Annotated in this window: 26 protein-coding genes and 1 other RNA gene; 1 reads left to right on the plus strand and 26 read right to left on the minus strand. The window is 56.9% G+C overall.

From position 1 onward, the window contains the following. Nucleotides 1-77 precede the first annotated feature (77 nt). The 6 genes from RCI20_RS10235 to RCI20_RS10260 form a co-directional block, all read right to left on the minus strand. A complete protein-coding gene (locus tag RCI20_RS10235; protein ID WP_306605120.1) occupies nucleotides 78-929 on the minus strand; it encodes a ParB/RepB/Spo0J family partition protein in 852 nt (283 codons plus the stop codon). Beyond that, nucleotides 926-1,687 (minus strand): ParA family protein, encoded by a 762-nt coding sequence (locus RCI20_RS10240; protein ID WP_306605122.1) that lies wholly within the window; start codon nucleotides 1,685-1,687, stop codon nucleotides 926-928. The genes RCI20_RS10235 and RCI20_RS10240 overlap by 4 nt, the downstream gene beginning before the upstream one ends. A gap of 7 nt (nucleotides 1,688-1,694) precedes the next feature. After that, nucleotides 1,695-2,315 carry a 16S rRNA (guanine(527)-N(7))-methyltransferase RsmG gene (rsmG, locus tag RCI20_RS10245; RefSeq protein ID WP_306605124.1) on the minus strand — a complete coding sequence of 207 codons (621 nt, stop codon included), beginning with the start codon at nucleotides 2,313-2,315 and terminating at the stop codon, nucleotides 1,695-1,697. Next, on the minus strand, nucleotides 2,312-4,210 hold the full coding sequence (mnmG, locus tag RCI20_RS10250; protein WP_306605126.1) for a tRNA uridine-5-carboxymethylaminomethyl(34) synthesis enzyme MnmG: 1,899 nt from the start codon (nucleotides 4,208-4,210) through the stop codon (nucleotides 2,312-2,314). The genes rsmG and mnmG overlap by 4 nt, the downstream gene beginning before the upstream one ends. Nucleotides 4,211-4,357: 147 nt before the next feature. Next, complete coding sequence (locus RCI20_RS10255; RefSeq protein WP_306605128.1) at nucleotides 4,358-4,969, minus strand: sensor histidine kinase KdpD; 612 nt, start codon at nucleotides 4,967-4,969, stop codon at nucleotides 4,358-4,360. Then, the gene (locus RCI20_RS10260; protein ID WP_306605130.1) at nucleotides 4,969-6,591 is read right to left on the minus strand and encodes a response regulator; all 1,623 of its coding nucleotides are present in this window, start codon (nucleotides 6,589-6,591) and stop codon (nucleotides 4,969-4,971) included. The genes RCI20_RS10255 and RCI20_RS10260 overlap by 1 nt, the downstream gene beginning before the upstream one ends. A gap of 211 nt (nucleotides 6,592-6,802) precedes the next feature. Here RCI20_RS10260 and RCI20_RS10265 point away from each other — a divergent pair, with 211 nt between their 5' ends. Then, entirely contained in the window at nucleotides 6,803-7,399 is a 597-nt protein-coding gene (locus RCI20_RS10265; RefSeq protein WP_306605132.1) for a riboflavin synthase, read from the plus strand. An 18-nt stretch (nucleotides 7,400-7,417) separates the two neighbouring features. Here RCI20_RS10265 and RCI20_RS10270 read toward each other — a convergent pair whose 3' ends face one another. From RCI20_RS10270 to RCI20_RS10365, 20 genes are all read right to left on the minus strand, one after another. After that, nucleotides 7,418-8,440, minus strand: coding sequence for a methyltransferase (locus RCI20_RS10270; protein WP_306605134.1), 1,023 nt, complete (start codon nucleotides 8,438-8,440; stop codon nucleotides 7,418-7,420). A 118-nt stretch (nucleotides 8,441-8,558) separates the two neighbouring features. After that, nucleotides 8,559-8,891, minus strand: a transfer-messenger RNA (tmRNA) gene (gene ssrA / locus RCI20_RS10275). 33 nt (nucleotides 8,892-8,924) lie between these two features. Beyond that, a complete protein-coding gene (locus RCI20_RS10280) occupies nucleotides 8,925-9,503 on the minus strand; it encodes a Crp/Fnr family transcriptional regulator (protein ID WP_306605136.1) in 579 nt (192 codons plus the stop codon). Nucleotides 9,504-9,573: 70 nt separating this feature from the next. Beyond that, nucleotides 9,574-11,871 (minus strand): TonB-dependent receptor, encoded by a 2,298-nt coding sequence (locus RCI20_RS10285; RefSeq protein ID WP_306605138.1) that lies wholly within the window; start codon nucleotides 11,869-11,871, stop codon nucleotides 9,574-9,576. 135 nt (nucleotides 11,872-12,006) lie between these two features. Further along, entirely contained in the window at nucleotides 12,007-13,749 is a 1,743-nt protein-coding gene (gene ptsP, locus RCI20_RS10290; RefSeq protein ID WP_306605140.1) for a phosphoenolpyruvate--protein phosphotransferase, read from the minus strand. A gap of 5 nt (nucleotides 13,750-13,754) precedes the next feature. After that, nucleotides 13,755-14,024, minus strand: a complete 270-nt coding sequence (locus tag RCI20_RS10295) for an HPr family phosphocarrier protein (RefSeq protein ID WP_306605142.1) — start codon at nucleotides 14,022-14,024, stop codon at nucleotides 13,755-13,757. 3 nt (nucleotides 14,025-14,027) lie between these two features. Then, the gene (locus RCI20_RS10300) at nucleotides 14,028-14,417 is read right to left on the minus strand and encodes a PTS sugar transporter subunit IIA (protein ID WP_306605321.1); all 390 of its coding nucleotides are present in this window, start codon (nucleotides 14,415-14,417) and stop codon (nucleotides 14,028-14,030) included. 139 nt (nucleotides 14,418-14,556) lie between these two features. Next, nucleotides 14,557-14,898: a hypothetical protein gene (locus RCI20_RS10305; RefSeq protein WP_306605144.1), complete on the minus strand. Its 342-nt coding sequence runs from the start codon at nucleotides 14,896-14,898 to the stop codon at nucleotides 14,557-14,559. A 45-nt stretch (nucleotides 14,899-14,943) separates the two neighbouring features. Continuing rightward, on the minus strand, nucleotides 14,944-15,258 hold the full coding sequence (locus RCI20_RS10310; protein ID WP_306605146.1) for a hypothetical protein: 315 nt from the start codon (nucleotides 15,256-15,258) through the stop codon (nucleotides 14,944-14,946). 40 nt (nucleotides 15,259-15,298) lie between these two features. Then, nucleotides 15,299-15,880 carry an OmpA family protein gene (locus RCI20_RS10315; protein WP_306605148.1) on the minus strand — a complete coding sequence of 194 codons (582 nt, stop codon included), beginning with the start codon at nucleotides 15,878-15,880 and terminating at the stop codon, nucleotides 15,299-15,301. 52 nt (nucleotides 15,881-15,932) lie between these two features. Then, complete coding sequence (locus RCI20_RS10320; RefSeq protein WP_306605149.1) at nucleotides 15,933-16,247, minus strand: hypothetical protein; 315 nt, start codon at nucleotides 16,245-16,247, stop codon at nucleotides 15,933-15,935. After that, nucleotides 16,231-16,539 carry a hypothetical protein gene (locus tag RCI20_RS10325; protein ID WP_306605151.1) on the minus strand — a complete coding sequence of 103 codons (309 nt, stop codon included), beginning with the start codon at nucleotides 16,537-16,539 and terminating at the stop codon, nucleotides 16,231-16,233. The genes RCI20_RS10320 and RCI20_RS10325 overlap by 17 nt, the downstream gene beginning before the upstream one ends. Nucleotide 16,540: 1 nt before the next feature. Continuing rightward, nucleotides 16,541-17,443: a hypothetical protein gene (locus RCI20_RS10330; RefSeq protein ID WP_306605153.1), complete on the minus strand. Its 903-nt coding sequence runs from the start codon at nucleotides 17,441-17,443 to the stop codon at nucleotides 16,541-16,543. Nucleotides 17,444-17,461: 18 nt separating this feature from the next. Further along, nucleotides 17,462-17,779, minus strand: coding sequence for a hypothetical protein (locus RCI20_RS10335; RefSeq protein ID WP_306605155.1), 318 nt, complete (start codon nucleotides 17,777-17,779; stop codon nucleotides 17,462-17,464). Further along, nucleotides 17,757-18,074 carry a hypothetical protein gene (locus RCI20_RS10340; protein WP_306605157.1) on the minus strand — a complete coding sequence of 106 codons (318 nt, stop codon included), beginning with the start codon at nucleotides 18,072-18,074 and terminating at the stop codon, nucleotides 17,757-17,759. The genes RCI20_RS10335 and RCI20_RS10340 overlap by 23 nt, the downstream gene beginning before the upstream one ends. Nucleotides 18,075-18,162: 88 nt before the next feature. Next, complete coding sequence (locus tag RCI20_RS10345; protein ID WP_306605159.1) at nucleotides 18,163-18,594, minus strand: hypothetical protein; 432 nt, start codon at nucleotides 18,592-18,594, stop codon at nucleotides 18,163-18,165. A 10-nt stretch (nucleotides 18,595-18,604) separates the two neighbouring features. Then, the gene (locus tag RCI20_RS10350; protein WP_306605161.1) at nucleotides 18,605-20,152 is read right to left on the minus strand and encodes a DUF4384 domain-containing protein; all 1,548 of its coding nucleotides are present in this window, start codon (nucleotides 20,150-20,152) and stop codon (nucleotides 18,605-18,607) included. 185 nt (nucleotides 20,153-20,337) lie between these two features. Further along, nucleotides 20,338-20,919: an SCP2 domain-containing protein gene (locus RCI20_RS10355; RefSeq protein WP_306605163.1), complete on the minus strand. Its 582-nt coding sequence runs from the start codon at nucleotides 20,917-20,919 to the stop codon at nucleotides 20,338-20,340. Nucleotides 20,920-20,936: 17 nt separating this feature from the next. Then, nucleotides 20,937-21,674 carry a bifunctional demethylmenaquinone methyltransferase/2-methoxy-6-polyprenyl-1,4-benzoquinol methylase UbiE gene (gene ubiE, locus RCI20_RS10360; RefSeq protein ID WP_373691512.1) on the minus strand — a complete coding sequence of 246 codons (738 nt, stop codon included), beginning with the start codon at nucleotides 21,672-21,674 and terminating at the stop codon, nucleotides 20,937-20,939. A gap of 5 nt (nucleotides 21,675-21,679) precedes the next feature. After that, nucleotides 21,680-22,096: a DUF971 domain-containing protein gene (locus RCI20_RS10365; protein ID WP_306605165.1), complete on the minus strand. Its 417-nt coding sequence runs from the start codon at nucleotides 22,094-22,096 to the stop codon at nucleotides 21,680-21,682. Nucleotides 22,097-22,151: the final 55 nt, after the last annotated feature.

The raw sequence follows: 22,151 nt of genomic DNA on the forward strand, positions 1-22,151 counted from the left end.
TAAATGATACAAGACTTCAAAAATCAACGTCAATGAAAATTAAGGGTTTTCCGCATTGCAGCATGCGGCAAAAACCCCTAGCGAAGCCGTCCGAGAATGCCTTCCAACTGATCGAGGTCGCCGAATTCAATGGTGATTTTTCCGGCGCCCTTCTTGTTGCTGCGGATTGCTACAGCGGCACCGACGCTGTCGGACAACTCCTCCTGCAGACGTAGCAGGTCGCGGTCTACCGGTTGCGCCCCAGCCTGCTTCGGCGGATTGATGATCTGCTGGACGAGCCGTTCGGCCTCGCGTACCGACAGGCCTTTCTGCACGATGCGCTGGGCAACGGCCACCTGCTGCGCGCCAGATAGCGGCAACAGCGCACGAGCGTGGCCCATGTCGAGCTTGCCGGTAATGAGCAATTCCTGGACGCTTGCGGTCAACTGCAGCAAGCGCAGCAAATTCGATGCGGCCGGTCGCGAACGACCGACCGCATCGGCTGCCTGTTGATGGGTCAAGCCGAATTCGTCGATCAGGCGCTGCAACCCTTGGGCCTCTTCCAACGGGTTGAGATTCTCGCGCTGAATGTTTTCGATCAGCGCCATGGCCAGCGCCTGCTCATCGGGAATGCTGCGCACCAGAACAGGCACTTCATCGAGTCCGGCAATTTGTGCAGCGCGCCAACGACGTTCGCCGGCCACAATTTCGTAACGCTCGGCGCCTGGGGTGCTTTCAACGGCACGCACCAGAATCGGCTGCATGATCCCTTGTGCCTTGATCGAACCAGCGAGTTCGGCCAGTGAATCCTGATCCATATGGGTCCGCGGCTGGTATTTGCCGGGTTTCATCCGGTCGACCGGCAGATTGCGCTGCTCGTCACCCTGCGGCTTGTCGCTACCGGAAAGCAATGCATCGAGGCCGCGGCCGAGTCCCTTCATCTTGATCATTTGGCGACCTTTTCGAGTATTTCCTGGGCGAGCGCGCTGTAGGCCAGCGCGCCCTTCGAGTTTTTGTCAAAAGCGATGACCGGCTTGCCGAAAGATGGCGCTTCGGCCAGCCGGACATTGCGCGGCACGATGGTCTTGTAGACCTTGTCGCCGAAGTGGCTTTCGAGTTCGTTCGACACTTGCTGGGTCAACGTGCTCTGGCCGTTGTACATGGTCCGTAGCAGGCCTTCGACTTCGAGCCTGGCATTCAGGTGGTGGCGTACCTTGCGCAGGGTTTCGACGAGATCGGACAAGCCTTCCAGCGCGTAGTATTCGCACTGCATCGGAATCAGCACAGAATCCGCCGCCACCAGGCCGTTGACCGTCAGCATGTTGAGCGCCGGCGGGCAGTCGATCAGAATGAAGTCGTAGGTGGCATGCCCCGCCTGCAGCGCACTTTTCAAGCGATATTCACGCTGTTCCAGATCGATCAATTCGACTTCTGCACCGGCCAGCTCACGGTTCGCCGGCAACACATCGAAACCGAACTCGGTCTGGATGCAGACTTCGGCCAGTGTCGCGGCACCGATCAGCAACTGATAAACCGTCGGCAGGGCTTCTTTCTTGGTGATGCCGGCCCCGGTAGTCGCGTTGCCCTGCGGGTCCATGTCGATCAGCAGCACACGCTGGCCTTCGACAGCGAGCGAGGCGGCCAGATTGACCGCAGTCGTCGTCTTGCCGACGCCGCCTTTCTGGTTGGTGATGGCGAGTACTTTCATGGGTTTTTCAATCCGTGCCGGCTTTCAAAATGATCAGATGTCGTTCGGCATCAAGCCCCGGCACCGTCAGCGGAATAATGGCTTCCACCAGAATATCCGCCGGCAAAGCCTTGATTTCCTCATCTGGACGGATACCTTTCATGGCCAGCCAGCGCCCGCCCGGCGCGAGCAGGTGGCGGGTCAACTGGATGAACAAAGGAATTTCGGCAAAGGCGCGTGAGCTGATCTGGGCGTACTGGCCGGGCATTTCTTCGACCCGGGCGTGGTGGACCGTAACATTCTTCAGTTGTAACTCGATGACAGCCTGCTGCAGGAAGGTGGTTTTCTTCTGCACGGTATCGACCATGCTCACCGCCAGTTCCAGCTTGGCAATGGCCAGCGGAATGCCGGGCAAGCCGCCGCCGGAGCCGACATCGAGCAGCGAACCGTCGCCGACATGCGGCAGGATGGCGAGCGAATCAAGCAGGTGGTGCGAAATGGCCTGCGCCGGATCGCGCAGCGCGGTCAGGTTGTAGGTCTTGTTCCACTTGAGCAGCAGGTCGCGGAAGGCGAGCAACTGCTGCTGTGCATCGGTAGGCAGGTCGAGGCCGAGTTGGTTCAGACCGGAGGCAAGTGTGATCGTGCTCATGCGGCTTGCGACAGCTTGAAGCGCTTCAGGTGGATCAGCAGCAGCGAGATTGCCGCCGGCGTCAGGCCCTGGATGCGCGAGGCCTGGCCGATGGTCTGCGGCTTGTGCTGCTGCAGCTTCTGGCGAACCTCGTTGGACAGGCCGGCGACCGTCGCGTAGTCGAGATCGACCGGCAGCAAGGTGTTCTCGTAGCCGGCCGCCTTGGCGACTTCGTCGGCCTGGCGGTCGATGTAGCCCTGATATTTGGCCGAGATTTCCAGTTGTTCGATGACCGCTTCGTCAATTTCCGGCAATTCTTGCGGTCGACCGTCGATTTCCAGCGAAATCAGGCTGCGATAGCTAACTTCCGGCCGGCGCAGCAGTTCGAATAGGTTGTATTCGTGGTCGATCGCCTTGCCGAGCACGCGGATGCTGTCCTCGGCTGGCGTGATCTTCGGATTGACCCAAGTCGACTTCAGTCGTTCCTGTTCGCCGGCGATGGCGTCACGTTTGCGGCAGAAAGCATCCCAGCGCACGTCGTCGACCAGACCGAGCGCCCGGCCCTGTTCGGTCAGACGCAGGTCGGCATTGTCTTCGCGCAGGCTCAGGCGATACTCGGCGCGGCTGGTGAACATCCGGTACGGGTCGCTGACGCCGCGCGTGATCAGGTCGTCGACCAGCACGCCGAGGTAGGCCTCGTTGCGCTTCGGGCACCAGCCCGGCTCGCCCTTGACATAGCGCACGGCGTTGATGCCGGCGAGCAGGCCCTGCGCCGCCGCTTCCTCGTAGCCGGTGGTGCCGTTGATCTGGCCGGCGAAGAACAGGCCGCTGATGGCCTTCGATTCCAGCGTGTCCTTCAGGCCGCGCGGGTCGTAGAAATCGTATTCGATGGCGTAGCCGGGGCGCAGGATGTGCACGTTTTCCATGCCGCGGATCGAGCGGACCAGCGCCAGCTGGATGTCGAATGGCAGGCTGGTCGACACACCGTTCGGGTAAATTTCGTGCGTCGTCAGGCCTTCCGGTTCGAGGAAGACGTTGTGCCGGTTCTTGTCGGCGAAGCGGTGGATCTTGTCTTCAATCGACGGGCAGTAGCGCGGCCCGACGCCTTCGATGACGCCGGTGTACATCGGCGAACGGTCGAGGCCGCTGCGGATGATGTCGTGCGTACGCTCGTTGGTTTCGGTGATCCAGCATGGCAACTGTTTCGGGTGCTGCGCGGCATTGCCGAGGAAGGAAAAGACCGGCATCGGCTGATCCGAATGCTGTTCTTCCATCACCGAGAAATCGATGGTCTTGCCATCCAGGCGCGGCGGCGTGCCGGTCTTCAGCCGGCCTTGCGGCAGCTTCAACTCTTTCAGGCGGGCCGCCAGCGAATTCGATGGCGGATCGCCCATGCGCCCGCCGGTGTAGTTTTCCAGACCGACGTGAATCTTGCCGTTGAGGAAGGTTCCTGCGGTCAACACCACCGAACCGGCCAAAAAGCGGATGCCCAGTTGCGTCACCGCGCCGCACACCTTGTCGCCCTCGACGATCAGGTCGTCGCAGGCTTCGGCGAAAATGGTCAGGTTGGGCTGGTTTTCCAGGCGCGAGCGGATCGCCTGCTTGTACAGCACGCGGTCGGCCTGCGCCCGGGTTGCCCGCACAGCCGGGCCTTTCGAGGCGTTCAGGATGCGGAACTGGATGCCGGACTCGTCGGTCGCCGCGGCCATCGCGCCACCCAGCGCATCGACTTCGCGCACCAGGTGGCCCTTGCCGATACCGCCGATCGAAGGATTGCAGCTCATCGCCCCGAGCGTATCGAGGTTGTGCGTCAGCAATAGCGTGTTCGCACCGGCCCGTGCTGCGGCAAGCGCGGCTTCGGTGCCGGCGTGACCGCCGCCGACGACGATGACATCGAAACGGGTGGGATAGAGCATGGGTTGGCGATGTTGCAGTGCGGAACAGGACCGCGGATTTTACGGGCGAATGCCTGGTTTAGACAAGGATTACCGCGGCCGCATGGAAAAAATAATTCGCCAAATCAATTGCTTGCACTTGCGCGATGGGCTACGGAATGGCCGTGTTCATTGCGGCAAAAGTAGGCAGAAGGCCGCCCCGTCGGCATTCTTCAATTCAATCCGTCCAGTCTGGCCTTGATTGTGGTGAAAGGCAGCCACCTGGCTCGCCAGGTGCAAGCCCAGACCCGTTCCCTCGCGGCTCAAGGCAGACATGCGGGCCGGCTGGTCGATCATGTCCGGCGGAAAGCCCGGCCCGTCATCGCGAATTTCAAAAAGCAGGTTGGTGCCATGCTGCGCGGCAAACAGCGTAATCGTCGTCCGGGCATGGCGTAACGCGTTGTAAATCGCGTTGAGCAACACCATCCGGATCAACGCCTCGTCGTAAAACCACAATGTTGGGGCGTGGTCGGTGTCAATTTTTACGGTCAACGACGTTTGTCGGGCAATTTCTGCGGCCAGTTCTGCGAATAACTCGGCCGGCACGTGGGCATCGATATCCACGCCCAAAGCGCCCTTTTGGGCCTTGTAGAAAACCAGCAGACGCGTCAGCGTGGCAGCGGCTTCGAGCGCGCCATGCAAGGTTTCTGCATCGCCTTTGGCTTCCGCCCGGCCAGCCAGGATGGCCAAGCGGTTTTTGACATCGTGGATGGTCAGCGCGGCAAGTTCGGTGAATTCCATTATTTTTTGCCAGCCGAATATTTCTGCCGGATGCGATTCATCAGTTCGGCAATTTCCGCCAGCTTGGGATGAGTTGGTGCCTGGACCTGCACCGCCTGCTGGAAACTCTGCGCCTGGCGCAGCTTGTCTGCGTCAACGCCGTTATTGAAAACATCGAACAACAGCGCGGCGGCGGCATTCGACACCACCTGCATGTTGCCGGGTAGTCGATTCGCCGCATCGGTCAGCATTTCTGCCGCAATCGACAACTCACCAGCCTTGGCCCGCAGCACAGCAGCGTTGTTGAGTTGAATGATCTCGCCGATGCTTTCCTTGATCAGGTTTTCGGACAGTGCGCCAGCACCGTTATCGCGCAGCACGCTCGAAATCTCTTCGTGCAGCCCGGTGGACTCGGGATTGTTCTGCACCAGATTTTTCAGGATGCTCTGAGCCTCGGTTTGCTTGCCCGTATTCAAGCAGGCCTTGGCGATGGTCATCGCAATATCGGCCGGCAACTTGCTGACGTCGCCTTGCATCGAACGGGCCAGCGCAGCCTCGGCTTTTTCGGGATTACCGGCCTGATGCTGCGCAATAGCCTCCACGGCTGCGAGGAGCGGGTCGTTGGCATCGCTCTTGAAATTGGTTCGGGCCTCTTCAAGCAGCGTAACCGCTTTGGCTGACTCGCCAATTTCGGTCAGCGCCTTGCCCAGCTGGGCGATATCCCGGGTTTCGCGCAGCGGCGAATTGCGGGTTTTTTTCACCACCTGATCCAGTGCCTGCTCAACGCGTGCGTAATCGCCCTTTTTTTCGGCAACCGTCGCAATGGCACGATGTCTGGCCAGCGAATTCGGGGAAATGGTCTGCGCGTTTTCCAGGATCGATAAAGCTGTTTCGGTGTGCCCTGACGCCAGGTGTAACTTGCCCAGAAGATCGTAAGCGGCCATCAGGCGCGGTTCGTCCCCGATCAACGCCTCCAGCGTCTCGATGCTGCCCTTGATGTCGCCTTGTTGCTGTTGGGCGCGGGCCAAGCCCAGCCGGGCCCAGGGCATGGGACGCAGGGTCAGGGCCTGGCGATAGAACTCGACGGCTTCGGCGCCTTGTCCGGCAAACAACAGCGCATTGCCCTTGATCCGCATGACGTCGACCATGTAGCGATCCTTGGCCGCCAGAATGTCGTTACAGGAAGCAATGACACCGTTCCAGTCGCCTTTGTCCTGCAACTGGTCGACCCGTGCCAGACGATCTTTTTTCTCCAGCAGGCGCTCCATGCGCATTTTCAGCACTTCAGCCGTAAATGGCTTGAGCAAATAATCGTCCGGCAGGCACTCGGCGGCCGTCACGACACTTTCGTAATTTTTTTCTGCCGTGATCATGATGAATACCACACCCCGGCCGATGATATTCCGGGTCCGCAGGTACTCGAGGAATTGCTGGCCATCGGTGCCACCGGCCAGGTAGTAGTCACAAAGGATGACGTCAAACCGGGTGGTCGTGAAATGCTGCAGCGCGTCTTTTACATTGCCGCTGACCGTGACTTTTTCACAACCCAGACTGCTCAGTTGGGCGCGCAGCGAACTGCGCATTTCTGGCATGTCATCCAGGATAAGGACACTTTTATTGCTGTAATTTGTCAGAATTGCCATAAAGAAACGCTGGCCCCAAGTGTCACAGATCGATGTTTGGCGGAAGATGCTGGCGCGAGTTTAGCCGGGCTGGCGCCAGATAGCGACAGCTCCTTAAGGGGTAGGCCGACGACATGCAAAGCGGAAAACAGCCTGACAAACCCCTACCAATGCTGAGGGAATGCTGCGGTCAACGTGATAAAGTTGCCATTTTTCGCAAACGGATTCAGCCATGTTCTCTGGAATCGTCGCGGCGGTTGGCCGCATTACCCAACTTACCCCTCGTGAGGTCGGTTTCCGCCTGCATGTCGATGCCGGCAAGCTGGATCTCGGCAATGTCGTGCTCGGCGATTCAATTGCCCACAACGGCGTCTGCCTGACGGTCGTCGCCGTCGAGGGTGGTCAATTCATGGTCGACGTGTCGCCGGAAACCTTGTCCTGCACGGTTGGTCTGGATGCCCCCGGCCCGGTCAATCTGGAAAAGGCGCTGCGTCTGGCCGACGTGATCGGCGGCCACCTGGTCTCCGGCCATGTCGACGGTGTCGGCGAGGTCTTGCGCTTCGACCCGGTAGGCGACAATCGCCTGCTCGAAATCCGGGCGCCGAAGGAGATTGCCAAGTTCATCGCGCGCAAAGGCTCGATCACGGTCAATGGCACCAGCCTGACGACCAACGAAGTCAATGGCACCGATTTCACCATCAACCTGATCCCGCATACGCTGGAAAACACCACGCTGCATCTGCTGGCACCGGGCAGCAAGGTCAACCTGGAAGTGGACCTCATCGCCCGTTATTGCGAACGTCTGCTCGGCGCAGCCAACGAGGCCTGACGCTTCGTTGGCCTTGCTTCAGCACGTAGCCAGGATCAGCGATCCCTTTTCCCGGGGATCGAGGTCTACACGTGAAATCGACGAAAAACCGGCGGCAGTCAGCCAGTCCAGATAATCCGCGTGGCGGTGGGTCTGCGTGCCGGTTTCGTACAGCAAGGTCAGCCGGAAGGCCGCATTGAAGGCATCGAGCGGTTGTTCCGCGATGTATTCGTGAATGACCAGCAGCCCGCCGGGATTCAGGGATTCGGCAATGCGCCGGAAAACCTGGCGATTGTCTTCTGCCGTGTGGTTGTGGGCGACCGACAGGTAAAACACCACATCAAAATTCCCGCCCCAGTCGTGTTCGAGCAAATCCCCTGGGCTCAGACTGATGCGCTCGCTCAGTTGTGCCGCTTCGATGGCGGGCCCGGTTGCCGTCAGTGCGCTGGGCAGATCGACGATGGTCGCACTGAGTTGCGGGTAGTGCTGGCAAAAGCGGATCGAATGCAGGCCGTGCGAGCCGCCGAGGTCGAGCAGGCGGCGATGCGTTGGCGTGAGCGGTACGTATTTGAGCAAATCCGGCCCCAGATCCGCAGCAAAGGCCGCCATGTAGGCAGAAAACAGCTGTCCGAGCCGGGGTTTTTCCAGCATGGCATCCCACAAAGTGCTGGTTGGGTTGCCGCTGCGCACCGCTTCCGCCAGTTCGCCCATCATCGGCCAGGCTTCGTGGGTCCATAACAGGCCCGACGTGTAATCGACCTGGCCGCGATGGGTGAACCAGCGTTGCGTGCTGGCCGCGTTGGCGAATTTTTCTCCCTGTTTTTCCAGGTAGGCCAGCGTGACCAGAAAGTCGGCCAGTTTTGTCGTTCCTTGCTGGCTGGAGGCAATCCGGCCGGCCAGTTCATCGGCCGTCAGCGGTCCGTCGGCCAGGGCCTCGAACAGTCCCAGGCGCCCGGCCGAAATGATAGCTGCCGATTTCATCATCGGCATGTAAACGTCGAGCATGGCCAGTTCGGCAGAGCCGGTGGGCTGGCAGACATCAGGCTTGCACGTGGGACACATCGGGGACTCCTGACAGGGTATCGGTTGGCAAATATAGAGGGCCACGTAGCGAGTGTGCGGCATCACAAATCAGCGATCCCCCGCAAGCCCTCTGCGATGGGGAATTCGATGCCGGAATTGACGACGGGGACCGAAGTCCCCGCCGGCTATCTTTGGTAACAAGGCTCTAGCAGCCCCGGCTAGCCGTTTTTAGGCGGCAATAGCGAATTGCTCATCATTGGCAATTATGGATTTGCTTCATTAACGTCGATCGCCTGACGAGTTGCCTGCGCACCTTTGCCCGCCCTGTCGAAACCAGTACACCCCCAACCAAACACACTGTCAGCCAATGCCCTTGGGTGGAGGTGAGGGGAATCGAACCCCTGTCCAGAACGCCTCCAGATTGCCGGAATTACAACCATGCTAGGGATTATGGGGGCCACCCCCCATTTTTTCAAGACATGCTTCTGCTACAGACAAGCTGCCAATACCTTGGCATGGCGTCTTAACCGACGTAACGGAAGCTGCGTGTCGCATGCACACCGGCAACGCGTGCCGGGTTCAGGATACCGCTGCGCTCCAGTTGCTTGATGATGCGCGAGATGGTTTCGAAACGCAGGTCGGTGATCTCGGCGATGTCCTGGCGCATCGGCAGGATGACTTGGCCATCGCTGTCAACCAGCAACCGGATCAGGCCGAGCACCCGCTCGACCGCCTGGCCGCCGCGCAGCGCGACGATTTCGGCGGCCCGTTGCTGGGCGTGTGCCAGCGAGGCCAGCAGGCTTTCGCCGGCGATTGCCGGTTCGCCTTCCGGCCAGGGAAGCAGTTCGCAGTGCGTCAGCGCGCTGGCAGAAAAGGTGTAGGCACCGAACAGCAGGGTTTCGCAACCGACGATGTCGCCGGCGATAGCCAGGCTGGCGAAACGCTCTCCATCGACGTGCGGGCTGTCGAGGCGGATCACCCCATGTTGCAGACGCCAAGCCAAGCCTTCGCTGCCGGCATGATAGAGGCGCTCGCCACAGTCGAGTCGCCGAGGTTTTCGGGATTTTTCCACTTTTTTGCGGTCGACCGTGAAAAAGGCCATTTTTTTCTCCTCGACAAACGAAAAAAGCCCCGATTACGACGAACCGGGGCGTTTTTTTCAGCTGAATGACTCAGAACTTGACATTGATGCCGGCGTACAGAGAACGTCCCATGCCGGGTACCGGCGCCCCCCACAGCGGGACGACACCCATTGGCATGTTGTTGGCAGTCGCCATCATTGTCGTGCCTTGGCCAAGGTAGGCGCCGCCGAGCGGCATTTCATAGTAGCGGTCGAACAGGTTCTCGATGCCGAAATCGAGGCGGACCTGTTTCCAGCTATGGCTGGCCCGCAGGTTGACCAAACTGTAACCGGAAGTTTTCATCTCGTTACGGGCTTCTGAGACTTTCCGTTTTGGCGCAACGCCGACGATTTCCAATGCATTGTCCCAGGCGCCGGTTTGCTGCGTCAGCGTCAGCTTGGCATTGAGCGGCATGATGTTGTACAGGTCGTCACCGGTCTCACGATTCTTGCCGCGAGTGTAGTTGAGCAGACCTTTCAAGCCGAGTTCGCCAGCTGCAGTGCGGGCCAGCGGCATCTGTCCGGAGACGTCGATGCCGTAGAGACGGGCGGAATGATTGGCGTAGCGCAGCACGGTGAATTGATCGCGGAGCAGGACGCTGCGGGCACTGTTCGTCGTGCCGTCCCATTGCATGGCATCGATGTAGTCGGTGACGTGCGTATAGAACGGAGTCAGCTTGAATTGGTGCGTGCGCTCGGCGTCGTGCCAGTCGAACGTCGCCGACAGTTTGTGTGCCTTTTCCGGCTTCAGGTCGGGGTTGCCGACATAGCCGTTGCCGTCGCCGACGAAGTTGTTCATCAGCGCGGCCATCTGCCAGGTGGACCACGGGAAGGCTTCGTACAGGCTGGGTGAGCGGGTCTTGCGGGCGAAGCCGAACTCGATGTCGAGGCCGGCGCTGGCGGTGTAGCGGGCGAGCGCGCTGAGGTCCCAGTTGTTGTCGCTGCGGGAGCGGTTGGTGGCGTTGAAGGCATTGGCATCACGCGCCTGGTTGCCGCCGCCGGCCGGGTTGTAGCCGGCCACATTGCCGGCGTCCATGGTCACGCGCTCGTAGCGCAGGCCGAGCAGCGTGGTCCACTGGCTGCCGCGGTGGGCTTCCCATTCGGCAAACAATGCCTTGCGGTCACGTTCACCATCGTTGATGTTGACGAAGGTGCCTGGCCACATGCCGCTGCCGGAGGCAGGCCACCAGTCGTTGAGGTGATAGCGCTGCAGTTCGCTGCCGATACGCAGCAGGTCGTTGTTGCCGAGCTTGATATCAGCCTTCAGGCTGGCGCCGGTGGTCCTGCTTTCGGTGATCATCGGCATGCCCTGGGCGCAGGTTGCGCTCATGGCGCCGCAAGTCGTCGGGTCGATCGCTGCGCCACCGCCGGAAGCGGCGCCATACCAGTAACGTTTGTCCCGACCGAAATCCATGAAGTGATCGACGGTCTCGTGGTAGGCCCGTGCTTCCAGCTTGCCCCAGTCGTACTCTCCCAGCCAGCGCAGGTTGATGCGCTTTTGCTCGTTGTCGAGCAGGTCCATGCGCTGGTTCGGATAAAGCTGTTCCGGCATGTCCTGATAGCCGAGCTTGACCTCGAACAGGTGGTTGGCGTTCTTCACTGCCAGACCGAGCGTGTGGTTGGCGGTCTGGTAGGCGGTCGAGCCGACCTCGTCGCGCCCGAGTGAGTGACCCGCCCGGCCGGTGGCCGTGTAGTTCTTGAAGTTTTTGCCAGCGGTGTAATTGTCGGCTTCGCTGTAGGCACCGGTGTAGGTCAGGCTGATGTTCTCGGTGGCCATGGTGGCGCTGGCGTTAGCGCCGCGCGCGTCGTTGTTGCTGCGGTAGAAGGCACCGATTTCGCCTTTGACCAGACGGCCCTGACCGGGCGCAGCGAATTCCGGCGCACGGGTTTCGGCGACGATGCTGCCGCCAATGCTGTCGCCCCCGACGCTGACCGGGCTGATACCGGCATAGACGGTGAGGCTGCCGACCTGGCTCGGATCGAGGTAGGAGAGCGCCGGGTTCATGTGGTTGGGGCAACTGGCAATCAGGTCCATGCCGTCGACCTTGATCCGCAGCCGGTCGTCTGCCAGGCCGTGAATGACCGGCAGGCTGGAGACAGCGCCGGCACCATAGAAGCTGACGCCGGGGACATCCTGGAGGAGGCTGGCAGCGTCGCTGGTGCCGGCACGGCGCGACTGGATGGCGGCGGATTCGATCTGGGTCGTGCTGCCGGCGCTTTTGTCGCGGTTTGCACTGACGACGATTTCACCGAGAGACTGGCTACCCTGTGCGATGGCACCGGAAACGAAAGCCGTCGATGAGAAAGCGATGCCGATGGCGACCGTTAACGGCCGGATGCGATACCCCATGGAAACCTCTCCTTTGTCATTGTTGAATGCAAAGGGCGGATTGTCCGGTCAGCTAAGGCTTTCGGGAATGTGACAAATCGTCGCACCCCTGCGGTCAACCGCGTTTTTTCCTATTTTCCGGGTAGACCGCAGGATTCAGGTATTGAGCTTTTCCAGAGCATCACGCAGTTTTGCGGGTTCGTCCAGACGGAGTATTTTGCGCACGCTGGGGGCGATCTCGCTGACATCGGCCTTCAGTATCCGGCTCTTGACCTTGAGAACTTGCGACGGGTGCATGGAAAAAGTGCGCAGTCCCATGCCCAGCAGCAAACGGGTCAGCTTGGGGTCGCCCGCCATTTCCCCGCAAACCGAAACCGGCACGCCGGCCTTTTCAGCGCTGGATATGGTGTGGGCCAGCAACATCAGTACGGCAGGGTGCAGCGGATCGTAAAGACTGGCTACCTGCTCGTCGGATCGGTCAATAGCCAGTGTGTACTGGATCAGGTCGTTGGTGCCGATGGACAGGAAGTCCAGGCGGCGCAAAAACAGCCCGACAGCCAGTGCGGCAGCCGGGATTTCGATCATGCCGCCGACCTGGATATGTTCGTCGAAGCTCACTTTTTCACCGCGCAGGCCGGACTTGGCCTGTTCGAGCGCCGCTAGCGTCTGATCGATTTCATGCGCATGGGCGAGCATCGGAATGAGCAGCTTGATTGGCCCGTATTTCGAAGCGCGCAAGATGGCCCGCAACTGGGTCTGGAACATCTTGGGTTCGGCCAAAGACAAGCGGATCGCTCGCCGGCCAAGTGCCGGATTGGTCTTGACGCGGTCACCGGCACTGTTGTTTGGCCGCAGGTCCTTGTCGTTGCCCAGATCGAAGGTACGGATGGTAACCGGGCGGCCGGCCATGCCCTTGACCACTTTTTTGTAGGCTTCGTATTGCTCCCGCTCATCTGGCATGTCGCCGCGATCCAGAAACAGGAATTCAGTACGGAACAAACCGATACCGTCGGCCCCGCCTTCCAGCGCATCACGGACGTCGCCGGGCAACTCGATGTTGGCGTGCAGTGCCACGTCGATCCCGTCCAGCGTGACCGATGGGGAGGTTTTCAGGCGCTTGAGCTGGGACTTTTCCAGCTCAACCTGTTCCTTGCGCAACCGATATTCCTCAAGCACGCGCTGGTCGGGATTGACGATGACCACGCCACGCATGCCGTCGACGATCAACTGCTCACCATCGCGAATCAGGTTGCGCCCGTTTTCCAGACCGAGCACCGCCGGAATCGCCATGCTGCGGGCCAGGATCGCGGTGTGCGAAGTGGCGCCGCCGACATCGGTGATGAAGGAAGCGAAACGGTGATCCTTGAAGGCGATGGTGTCAGCCGGCGACAGGTCGTGGGCAACGACGATCAGCGACTCTTCCTTGGTGTGCTTGCCGCTTTTCAGCGAAGCCCGTCCCGGGTGGCCGAGCAATTCCTTGATTACCCGCTCGACGACCTGAACAACGTCAAACTTTCGTTCGCGCAGATAAGGATCGTCGAACTGCTCGAACTGGTGCACGATGTGTTCCATTTGCTGAACCAGTGCCCATTCGGCGTTGCAACGCCGTTCGCGAATGATATCGCGGGGTTTTTCTGCCAGTTCGGCGTCTTCCAGGAACATGGTGTGAATGTCGATGAAGGCGGCGAGCTCGGCCGGTGCGTGCTCGGTGTTTTCCTTCATGGTCAGCAGTTCGTTTTTGACGGCCAGTATGGCTGCATCGAAACGGGCGATTTCCTTGTCGACCAAGCGCGGTGCCAGCGTCAGGTGCGACACCTCCAGCGTCGCGTGCGACATCAGCATTGCCCGCCCGATGGCGATGCCGGCAGAAACACCCAGACCGTGCAGGGTAAAACTCATGGGATTTATTCTCCCTCGCCAAAGTAGTCAGCGATCAAGGCCAGCAGAGCCTCCATAGCCTCCGCCTCGTCGCTGCCATTGGTTTCAATGCCAACCGTCGAGCCCTTTCCGGCAGCCAGCATCATGACCCCCATGATGCTTTTGGCGTTGATGCGGCGACTACCTTTACTCATCCACACCTCGCACTGAAATTTCCCGGCAAGTTGAGTAAGTTTGGCGGAAGCCCGGGCATGCAAGCCCAGCTTGTTGATGATGGTGGTTTCCCTGGTCAGCATGAGTCAATGGTCCGGCAAATTGAGAATGCCGCCCCGGCCACCGTCTCGGGCATGGGACAGCAGGGTTTTCAGGTCTTTGTCGCGGTGCGTGAGGGCAGACAGCAACATGGGCAGATTTACGCCGGACAAACCGACAACTTGGTCTGCAGCCAGCAATTTCATGGAAAGATTGGCGGGCGATGCGCCAAACAGATCGGTCAGCACCAGTACACCATGCCCACTGTCTACCGTAGACAGCATCTGGCGGGCAAGCGGCAACAAATCGAGCGGGTCATCCTGTGCTGCAACGCCAAGTTGGGTGAGCTGGATTGGTCGTTTGTTCAGCACGTGACACGCATTCTGCACGAGCGCTTCGCCGTAACTACCATGCGTGATGAGAAAAATGCCAATCATGTCAGGCATTCTAACCTGCACGGATTGAAATTAGCCTACCGGCCTAGGTACAGATGTCGCAACAGGATTGGAAACAGAAAAACAAAGGGCTGACGGAATGCCCGTCAGCCCACGAACTGTACTCGGATTTTGTTCTGAATTACTTGCCGCCAATGACGCCGGCTTCGTTCGCTGCAGTATTGCCTTTACCAACAGCCACAGCCGTTGCATTGGTCTGCTTGGCCTTGATGGTGGTATTGCCCTGAATCTGGGTACCACCCTTGATTGCGCCGGTGGTGTTCTTGGCGGTGTTGTTTTCACCAACTGCAATTGCAGCAACATTCTTGTTTTCCGCCTGAATGTTGGTGTTGCCCTGAATCTGGACACCCTGAGCATTCGGGGAGCCCATCGAACCACGCGGGTTAGCCTGGGAAGCCTGACCGAAAGCGGCCGTAGAAACGATGGCAGAAGCCAGTGCAACAATCGCAAATTTCTTATTCATTTAAAACCCCCTTGATAATTGAATGGATTGCTAAGCAGAAACTGCTTACTTGCCACCAATGACGCCGGCTTCGTTCGCTGCTGTATTGCCTTTACCAACAGCCACGGCCGTTGCATTGGTCTGCTTGGCCTTGATGGTGGTATTGCCCTGAATCTGGGTACCACCCTTGATTGCGCCGGTGGTGTTCTTGGCGGTGTTATTTTCACCAACTGCAATTGCAGCAACATTCTTGTTTTCTGCTTGAATGTTGGTATTGCCCTGAATTTGAACGCCTTGCGGGTTGCTCGAGCGCTGGGCTTGCTGAGCGATAACCGGGGTAGCGATAACAGCGGAAGCGATGAGGATGGACAAAAGACGCATGATATTCTCCTAATTGAAAGTGGACGACAGAGATGCTTGATTAACTGCCAACTACCTTGAAAACCACGCGACGATTTTTTGGGTCTCGCGCATCAAGATTTCTTAGCGGGTCATTCGACCCCTTGCCGATTGGTACCAAACGCTTGCGTTCGATATTGCTGCGGGTAGATACATAATTGACCACGGATGCCGCACGGTCACGAGACAGGGACATATTCCGTTCGGCATTGCCGGTCGAGTCCGTGTGACCTTCAACGATGATACAAGTACTGGGATTAAGAGCCAAAACCTTGGCGATCTGATCCAGTGTATTTTCTGATGTCTGCGAAATCGTTGCGCTACCGATATTGAAATTTATCGTGAAATCAACACTGATCCCATTGGTACCAGGCGGAAGTGATTGACAATCAGCAGCACCTCCAGCACTGACAGGGGCACTATTTTGCGTAGCGGTCTGTGGTTCAGCATCAAAAACGATAGCTCGGGTACGCTTTTTGGTCGGGCTACCTCCATCCATACCAGCAGGGGCCGTTGCATTCATGGCACGTTCAAGCTCACGCAACTTTTCTGCATCATTGTCGGAAGCAGTAGCTGCTGAAACGCCAGCGAGCAATGTCGTCATCAGCAGTCCGACTCGAAACAGATTACCTGCACCCGTGTGTTTCATTTTTGCCTCACTTGCAAACGTTAATGACTTCTTTTGTTGTGACTACAATATCTTTGGGTTGCCGCCCCTTGGCGGTTTTCGGATCAACGGTACCAATATTCAGATTGCAGCCGCCGGTGCGTTTATCGCCAATATTGACGACCTTGTTCTGTTGTGCGGGATTGGCAGCCTTCCCATCCGAAGTGGCCCATTTTTTGGCCATTGCATTATTAACCTTGGTCTGCGACCTTGCATCGAGATTTTGGTCAGCGCCCACTATCGCTGGAAATAAACCAACAATAATCATTGAGGTCAGCCATTTGATCTTATTTGCACTCTTCATTTGTCACTCCTCCAATGGTGGTGCAAGCTTTTTTGTTTCTTCCTGAAGCCACGGTGGTGATATTTGACGTCGAGACATTGATCCGCATATCGCCACGCTTGTCACCTTGAATCACACCAACACGGTTCTTGGCAACGTTATTTTCACCCGTCGCTACCGCTGTCATGTTTTTGGTTGTCACATTGATCTCTGTATTCCCCTGCACCCGAGTTTTCGGTGTAACTTGCGCTATTGCTGCAGAGCACAATGAAATACCCAAGAGAAACAGCCCTGCACTTTTAAGCTTAAGCATCTTACAGCCCCTCCATCAAGGTCAGCGGAAGCCGTATCGGCGGGCTACTTCTGCGGAAGGCTGAGCGCATTGCCTCAAGCTCTTCCTCCGAGACACCCAATCGCCGGTGATTAAAAGATTTTGGATCTGGTGTAAACATAAGATACGCCTGCATCTCGTTCACCACCAGCGTTTGATCTTCTATGAAGTAATTATAGGCATGCAAAAACTTCCGGAAAAGCTCGCGTTGCTGCTCCGTCAACTTTTCATTCCAGAATCGCTCACAGAATTTGGCATAGTGTGGGTTGGAGTAGAACTCGGCATGGGACATTTCATGCAGCAGAATGGCATAACGGGCACCGGAAGAAATCATCGGCTCATCCGTTTTTCTCTCCTGCGTTTGTGGTACTGAAATAATCACCACGTCAGGACGTATGGCTTGGTAAAACCCTCTGAATTCACGTACCAACATCTGTTTGATCAGAAAGTCCCGGACAGCGATTTCATGACTGTTCAACTCAATTTTGTCGCGCAGTGCAAAATTGAAAAACTGGACCAGTTCTGAAACCAGAAAATCATGTCCAAATGCAAAGTTCGCCTTATTGCGCCTGGCTGCAGCAATATGGGCGGCCAACTCGTCATCATTCAGGACTTTCGGATAAGGCGCGCCCGCAAAGCGCTGTTCAGTGAACTGCGTCGCACGGTTGAACGAGCCTCCCTGAAAATTTAGTCCAGGGAAGTCGAAGACGTAAATATTCTGATTGTCGGCGTATTGCCAAATAACCAGTTCATCTGATTTCGCTTGGAAAATTTGCTGGAAGTTTCCGGCGAATAACTCGGCGGCAAACGAGCTAACACTCGCCAAAACCAGTAATCCGGCAACCAGAAATCTCTGCAACTTTAAGGTCAATGTGTTGAGCGCCATCTGAATCCAGTCCTTCTATCAATGGTTTAACCGATATGCGCGTGCACGAAGCACGTGATTTTGTCTTCCCCTGAGACTTGGTGAGGGCATTTGTAGGTAACGTTGCTGAGGCTGGGCAGCGGGAACAAGAATGATGGGAGTACGAACTCCTGCGATAACCTCCCATTTCAGGTCGTGCTGTGTTGCAGGATAAACGATAGTACGTGTGACCACGCTCGGCTTGCCGTCACCAACAGGCTCGGTATCTTCATCCAGTACGATTCCGGCGTGAACTGTCGGCAAAACTGTGCCGAGCAGAAAAAAAGCCAGAACGTTATTTTTCGCGGACAGCCACATTTCCGTTCTTGTCTCTGATGATCTCGTAAGTTTTCCCGGACTTGCGCGACTTGTAGTCACGTTGCCCTTTCGGCACCTTCTCCCCATCGATGTACACATCGTCGTTGATCACGGCAATCCCTTCCATTTCAACCGATGAATCTATAGTGCCGGCCGAATTTTCAGCAACATTAGATCCAGACGAGCCTTTGGTTTGCACTTTGACTCCATAGGCAGACAGGTCAACCGCCACTTGTGCCGCTACAGGCAAAGTGCTGGCAGAAAACAAAGCAATAATGAATAGTGTACGTTTCAACTTGATTCTAGCTCCTGAAGCCGGTGCTCGGTAGCGGATGAGGCAAGATGAGTTCGCCGGGAAAAAGAGAACCTCAATTGCCGATCGATCAGCGCGGCCCTCTTGGGGGCATCACGACATCAGGGTTTACGGCAGGACGGTCAGCATAGACACGGGCTTTTTCAATTAAAGCACCGGATTGCTCCTGATTGCCCCCCGACTTACGCCCCGGGCGAACCGTGACAGGGCCATTCGGCGTTTGCATAATGACGACCGCCGCACCAATTTCCTGTCGTGAGTCTTCCGGAACAACAGGCTTGCTCCGCTCCCGAACCTTGGCATCATATTGCCGTTCATCTGCCGGTGCCCCACCGCGAGGAGACAATACTCCCTCATCTTCCTGGAGATTGATGTCTTGCGTATCCGCTGTTTTTACCCGGCCCTTGTTTTCACCAGTTAAGACAATTTCTCCAGCATGAATTTGTGACGTAGTCAGAATCAGCAACAATGATTGCAGGAGTCTTTTTACTTTGATCTTCATGATTCACTCCTTAACGAGTGACGGTGATATCCAGATTGGTCGTTACGGCAGCCGGGTTAGCCAGACGATAGAGACTTATCACCTCATCCAGAGAGCGAACCGGCAGTGGAGCCAAGGTTGGCGTGCCTTTAAGACTTGGTGGCATGACTATTTCCCGGTCAGCGGCAACACAGGCCACCCGTTCTTTTCCTGGCTTGTCGAAGCGAATTTTGAAGCCACCGCTGGGTAGGCGTACCGGCGTTCTAGGACGTAAATTGGAATTCGGGAAAAACTGATTCGGGAAAATCTGCGCTACCGCTTTACCTGCATCTTCGTAGTAACAGAACACCGTGCCATTACCAGAAGTCGAAAGCGTCATATTGAGAAAGTCACCAACCTTGTAGGTCGGCTGGTTTCCTCGATCACTTTGCATGTTGACGCTGAACGCTTCGTTGCCATACTGCGTCGATGGCGCAGGGGCAGGACGAGCCACTTGCGCTTTCGCGGGGGCTGAAAGAGGCAAATTCATCGTGTCGTCGAGCAGGGATGCATAGGTATCGAAGTTAACTTGCCCATTAGCCAGAAGCTGAGCTTTCGCTTGATACTCCATGATCGCCTCCCTGAGTGCTGCGTTCATCGCACCATCAATCGGCCCCTTGTACATGCCTAGTGTGCCGGCCAATTTACGCTGGACGAACTCGATACGCTCTTTTTCCTTCAGCATGTCAAAGTTCTCCAGTGCCTGCTCACGAATGACCGGATTGGTGATGTCGGCATCCAGGCAACGCCAATAAGGCACCTGAGTGAATTTGCCCAGCGTTTCGATCACACCCAGTTCAAGCAAGGTACGCGTAGTGGCACCAAGGCCTTCGGATTTACTCAAGTCCATGTTGAAGGAGAGGCCTACCTTGCCTAGTTTGCCGCCGCCCTCTCCGGATTTTCCACCCTTGGTGATAACCATCGTATTGGATGTGCTGGTATTTGCCAGGATCTTCCGGGTGGATGCTTCACCAATGCTCATGTCCATGCTGACCACGTCGTAGGCAGAATCCTTTGATGCGCCCAAGTCAAGGAAAGGCAAGGAAATGCCAAAGCCAGCATTTTTACGCACCGCATTGTCATCCATCTGGGTGATCGAACCGCGCAGATAGAAGTCAGGCATCTTGCGGCCACCGTCGCCAGTGGCCTCGAACAAACGTGCCAAATCGTCGTTCACCATGCCACCGCCCATCCCGCCATGGAAGTCGATGAACTCAAAAGCATTACTCTTGACCGTCATTTTGGCGAGCGCAGAGATCAACATCTCTTTGGTCCCGGTCCTGACCTTCCCGGTTTCATCCGGAATACCTGCAGAGGTAATAACAATGCCTGACTTGCCATAAGCCAGGAACAACTCGTCCATGCAGCGCAAAGCTTGGGAAAAATTGGTGACGGTCTTTACTGCTGGGGTTTTGGGGGCAGCTGCTGTCGTCGCCATACCGCCAATATCCTGCGACGCGCCGAAAATATCCTGTGCCATTACAACAGAACTCATCAGTAGCGCAGGAACCACGCTCAAACGACGTGCGAAGACACTCATGTCACCCTTTCACCCCAGCTAGGGAATTAGATATTTACTTACTAGGTTATATGCCTATTCTTGAAAATTCTAGGACTAAATTATGAACAGCGAACAGGAGTTTATGTCGCAGGAAGAGATTACTTCACGGCAACTCTGACAATTGTGTTCACAAATTCAGGTGACGGATAATCGTCAACGAACTTTCACGCAATGCCTGTCAATCTGGCCAGTCTTTTTTCCAGTCTGGCCACATCGTCACGCAACACATCAACCTCGCCGTTAAAAGTCTTGATCAAGGTCGGACTCGCCAGCATGCCGGCGTCGGCCGTTGCATATTCAGTCAGATTATCCCCGAGACGACGGCCGGTCTCCTGGAGTGTAGCGACTAACGCGCCACCGCTCATTGCAAGACGACGGGCAGGGATGTCCCCCAGGAAACGCGCCAGATCACCTTCAATATCCCAACGCAAATTTCGAAATACAAAAGCAAGTGTCTCGGCGAAATCGGCCATACCACTCAAGCGTGCCGCCGACATCAAATTATTGCGGTCGACTGCCGCGCGAAGCAAGAAATCAGGCGGCAGGTCGATGCATACATCCGGGGTCAGCGAAGCATCGCAGGCACGCAGGAAGCCAGTACCATCGATCTGCAGCAGCAGGGAAAATACGCCCCCCTTGATGCGAAGCACACCACCGGCGTGCTGGCGCAGTCGCTCTCCCGCCCACGGTGCATCGGCCACGAGATGATTGATCGGCAAAACGATCAGGCGCTCAAGAATACTCATCCCGATACTGGCTTTCCCTAGAATTTGAAGCCGCGGTGCAGAGCAACAACACCTAACGCCATATTGAAGTATTCCACCCGTTCCAATCCTGCCTGTTCCATCATGGATTTGAGCGTTTCCTGATCGGGGTGAACGCGGATCGATTCAGACAAATAGCGATAACTGTCCGCATCCTTGGTAATCAGTTGACCGATCCTTGGAATGATCTGGAATGAGTAAAAGTCGTACACCGGCGCAAGCGGTTTCCATACCTGGGAAAACTCAAGGACCAGCAAACGCCCGCCTGGCCGCAATACCCGACGCATTTCGGCCAGGGCGCGATCCTTGTGGGTCATGTTACGCAAACCGAATGCAACAGTGACACAATCGAACCAATCATCAGGAAAGGGCAGTTTTTCCGCATCGCATTGTGCCACCGGCAGCATGTAACCCTTATCCACCAAGCGATCCCGGCCACGTGCCAGCATTGCGTTATTGATGTCGGTGAGCCAGACCTGACCGCTTTTGCCAACCTTCTTGGCAAAAGCCAGCGAAAGATCGCCTGTGCCACCGGCCACGTCCAGAACACGGGAACCTTCACGGACACCGCTGCGCTGGATCGTGAAAGCTTTCCACAGTCGATGCATGCCGCCGGACATCACATCGTTCATCAGATCATATCGACTGGCGACCGAATCGAAAACGTCGGCAACGCGACGGGCTTTTTCCTGCTCGGCAACAGTTTCGTAGCCAAAATGTGTCTTATCGTTGTTCATGGTAATCAGTGATGGTGACCACAAGAAGACGCGACTGCCCTGGGTGTGCTGTCGATGTCTCGCGAAGCGCCCTGCAATTCAAGCAGACGCAAATATTCCTGCCAGAGTTCATCATGGTGAACCGCCAGATTGTGCAGCATGTCCCAAGTGTACAAGCCGCTGTCATGGCCGTCGGAAAACACCAGTTTCAACGCGTAAGTACCCACTGGCTCGATTGCCAGCAGATCAACATTGCGTTTGCCAACCTGCAATACCTCCTGACCGGGGCCATGGCCCCGGGCTTCCGCCGATGGGGTAAATACTCTGAGGTATTCAAAATCAAGGCGAAAGCTCGAATCGCCATAGCCAAGCTCCAGCACTCTCGATTTCTGGTGCAAGCGAATCACATCCGGAATCGGAGTATCTTTTTCCATGCCAGCCATTATTTTCTCCACGCCGAATTGGTGAGTTTACCTTGAAGGAAAGCTCGTCATATGT

It is taken from the genome of Azonexus sp., from assembly GCF_030824335.1.
Classification (GTDB): Bacteria; Pseudomonadota; Gammaproteobacteria; order Burkholderiales; family Rhodocyclaceae; genus Azonexus.

Coding starts and splice junctions, on each gene's coding strand:
- RCI20_RS10235 (WP_306605120.1), bottom strand. CDS start 929: ATGATCAAGATGAAGGGACTCGGCCGCGGCCTCGATGCATTGCTTTCC.
- RCI20_RS10240 (WP_306605122.1), bottom strand. CDS start 1,687: ATGAAAGTACTCGCCATCACCAACCAGAAAGGCGGCGTCGGCAAGACG.
- rsmG (WP_306605124.1), bottom strand. CDS start 2,315: ATGAGCACGATCACACTTGCCTCCGGTCTGAACCAACTCGGCCTCGAC.
- mnmG (WP_306605126.1), bottom strand. CDS start 4,210: ATGCTCTATCCCACCCGTTTCGATGTCATCGTCGTCGGCGGCGGTCAC.
- RCI20_RS10255 (WP_306605128.1), bottom strand. CDS start 4,969: ATGGAATTCACCGAACTTGCCGCGCTGACCATCCACGATGTCAAAAAC.
- RCI20_RS10260 (WP_306605130.1), bottom strand. CDS start 6,591: ATGGCAATTCTGACAAATTACAGCAATAAAAGTGTCCTTATCCTGGAT.
- RCI20_RS10265 (WP_306605132.1), top strand. CDS start 6,803: ATGTTCTCTGGAATCGTCGCGGCGGTTGGCCGCATTACCCAACTTACC.
- RCI20_RS10270 (WP_306605134.1), bottom strand. CDS start 8,440: ATGTGTCCCACGTGCAAGCCTGATGTCTGCCAGCCCACCGGCTCTGCC.
- RCI20_RS10280 (WP_306605136.1), bottom strand. CDS start 9,503: ATGGCCTTTTTCACGGTCGACCGCAAAAAAGTGGAAAAATCCCGAAAA.
- RCI20_RS10285 (WP_306605138.1), bottom strand. CDS start 11,871: ATGGGGTATCGCATCCGGCCGTTAACGGTCGCCATCGGCATCGCTTTC.
- ptsP (WP_306605140.1), bottom strand. CDS start 13,749: ATGAGTTTTACCCTGCACGGTCTGGGTGTTTCTGCCGGCATCGCCATC.
- RCI20_RS10295 (WP_306605142.1), bottom strand. CDS start 14,024: ATGCTGACCAGGGAAACCACCATCATCAACAAGCTGGGCTTGCATGCC.
- RCI20_RS10300 (WP_306605321.1), bottom strand. CDS start 14,417: ATGATTGGCATTTTTCTCATCACGCATGGTAGTTACGGCGAAGCGCTC.
- RCI20_RS10305 (WP_306605144.1), bottom strand. CDS start 14,898: ATGAATAAGAAATTTGCGATTGTTGCACTGGCTTCTGCCATCGTTTCT.
- RCI20_RS10310 (WP_306605146.1), bottom strand. CDS start 15,258: ATGCGTCTTTTGTCCATCCTCATCGCTTCCGCTGTTATCGCTACCCCG.
- RCI20_RS10315 (WP_306605148.1), bottom strand. CDS start 15,880: ATGACGACATTGCTCGCTGGCGTTTCAGCAGCTACTGCTTCCGACAAT.
- RCI20_RS10320 (WP_306605149.1), bottom strand. CDS start 16,247: ATGAAGAGTGCAAATAAGATCAAATGGCTGACCTCAATGATTATTGTT.
- RCI20_RS10325 (WP_306605151.1), bottom strand. CDS start 16,539: ATGCTTAAGCTTAAAAGTGCAGGGCTGTTTCTCTTGGGTATTTCATTG.
- RCI20_RS10330 (WP_306605153.1), bottom strand. CDS start 17,443: ATGGCGCTCAACACATTGACCTTAAAGTTGCAGAGATTTCTGGTTGCC.
- RCI20_RS10335 (WP_306605155.1), bottom strand. CDS start 17,779: ATGTGGCTGTCCGCGAAAAATAACGTTCTGGCTTTTTTTCTGCTCGGC.
- RCI20_RS10345 (WP_306605159.1), bottom strand. CDS start 18,594: ATGAAGATCAAAGTAAAAAGACTCCTGCAATCATTGTTGCTGATTCTG.
- RCI20_RS10350 (WP_306605161.1), bottom strand. CDS start 20,152: ATGAGTGTCTTCGCACGTCGTTTGAGCGTGGTTCCTGCGCTACTGATG.
- RCI20_RS10355 (WP_306605163.1), bottom strand. CDS start 20,919: ATGAGTATTCTTGAGCGCCTGATCGTTTTGCCGATCAATCATCTCGTG.
- ubiE (WP_373691512.1), bottom strand. CDS start 21,674: ATGAACAACGATAAGACACATTTTGGCTACGAAACTGTTGCCGAGCAG.
- RCI20_RS10365 (WP_306605165.1), bottom strand. CDS start 22,096: ATGGCTGGCATGGAAAAAGATACTCCGATTCCGGATGTGATTCGCTTG.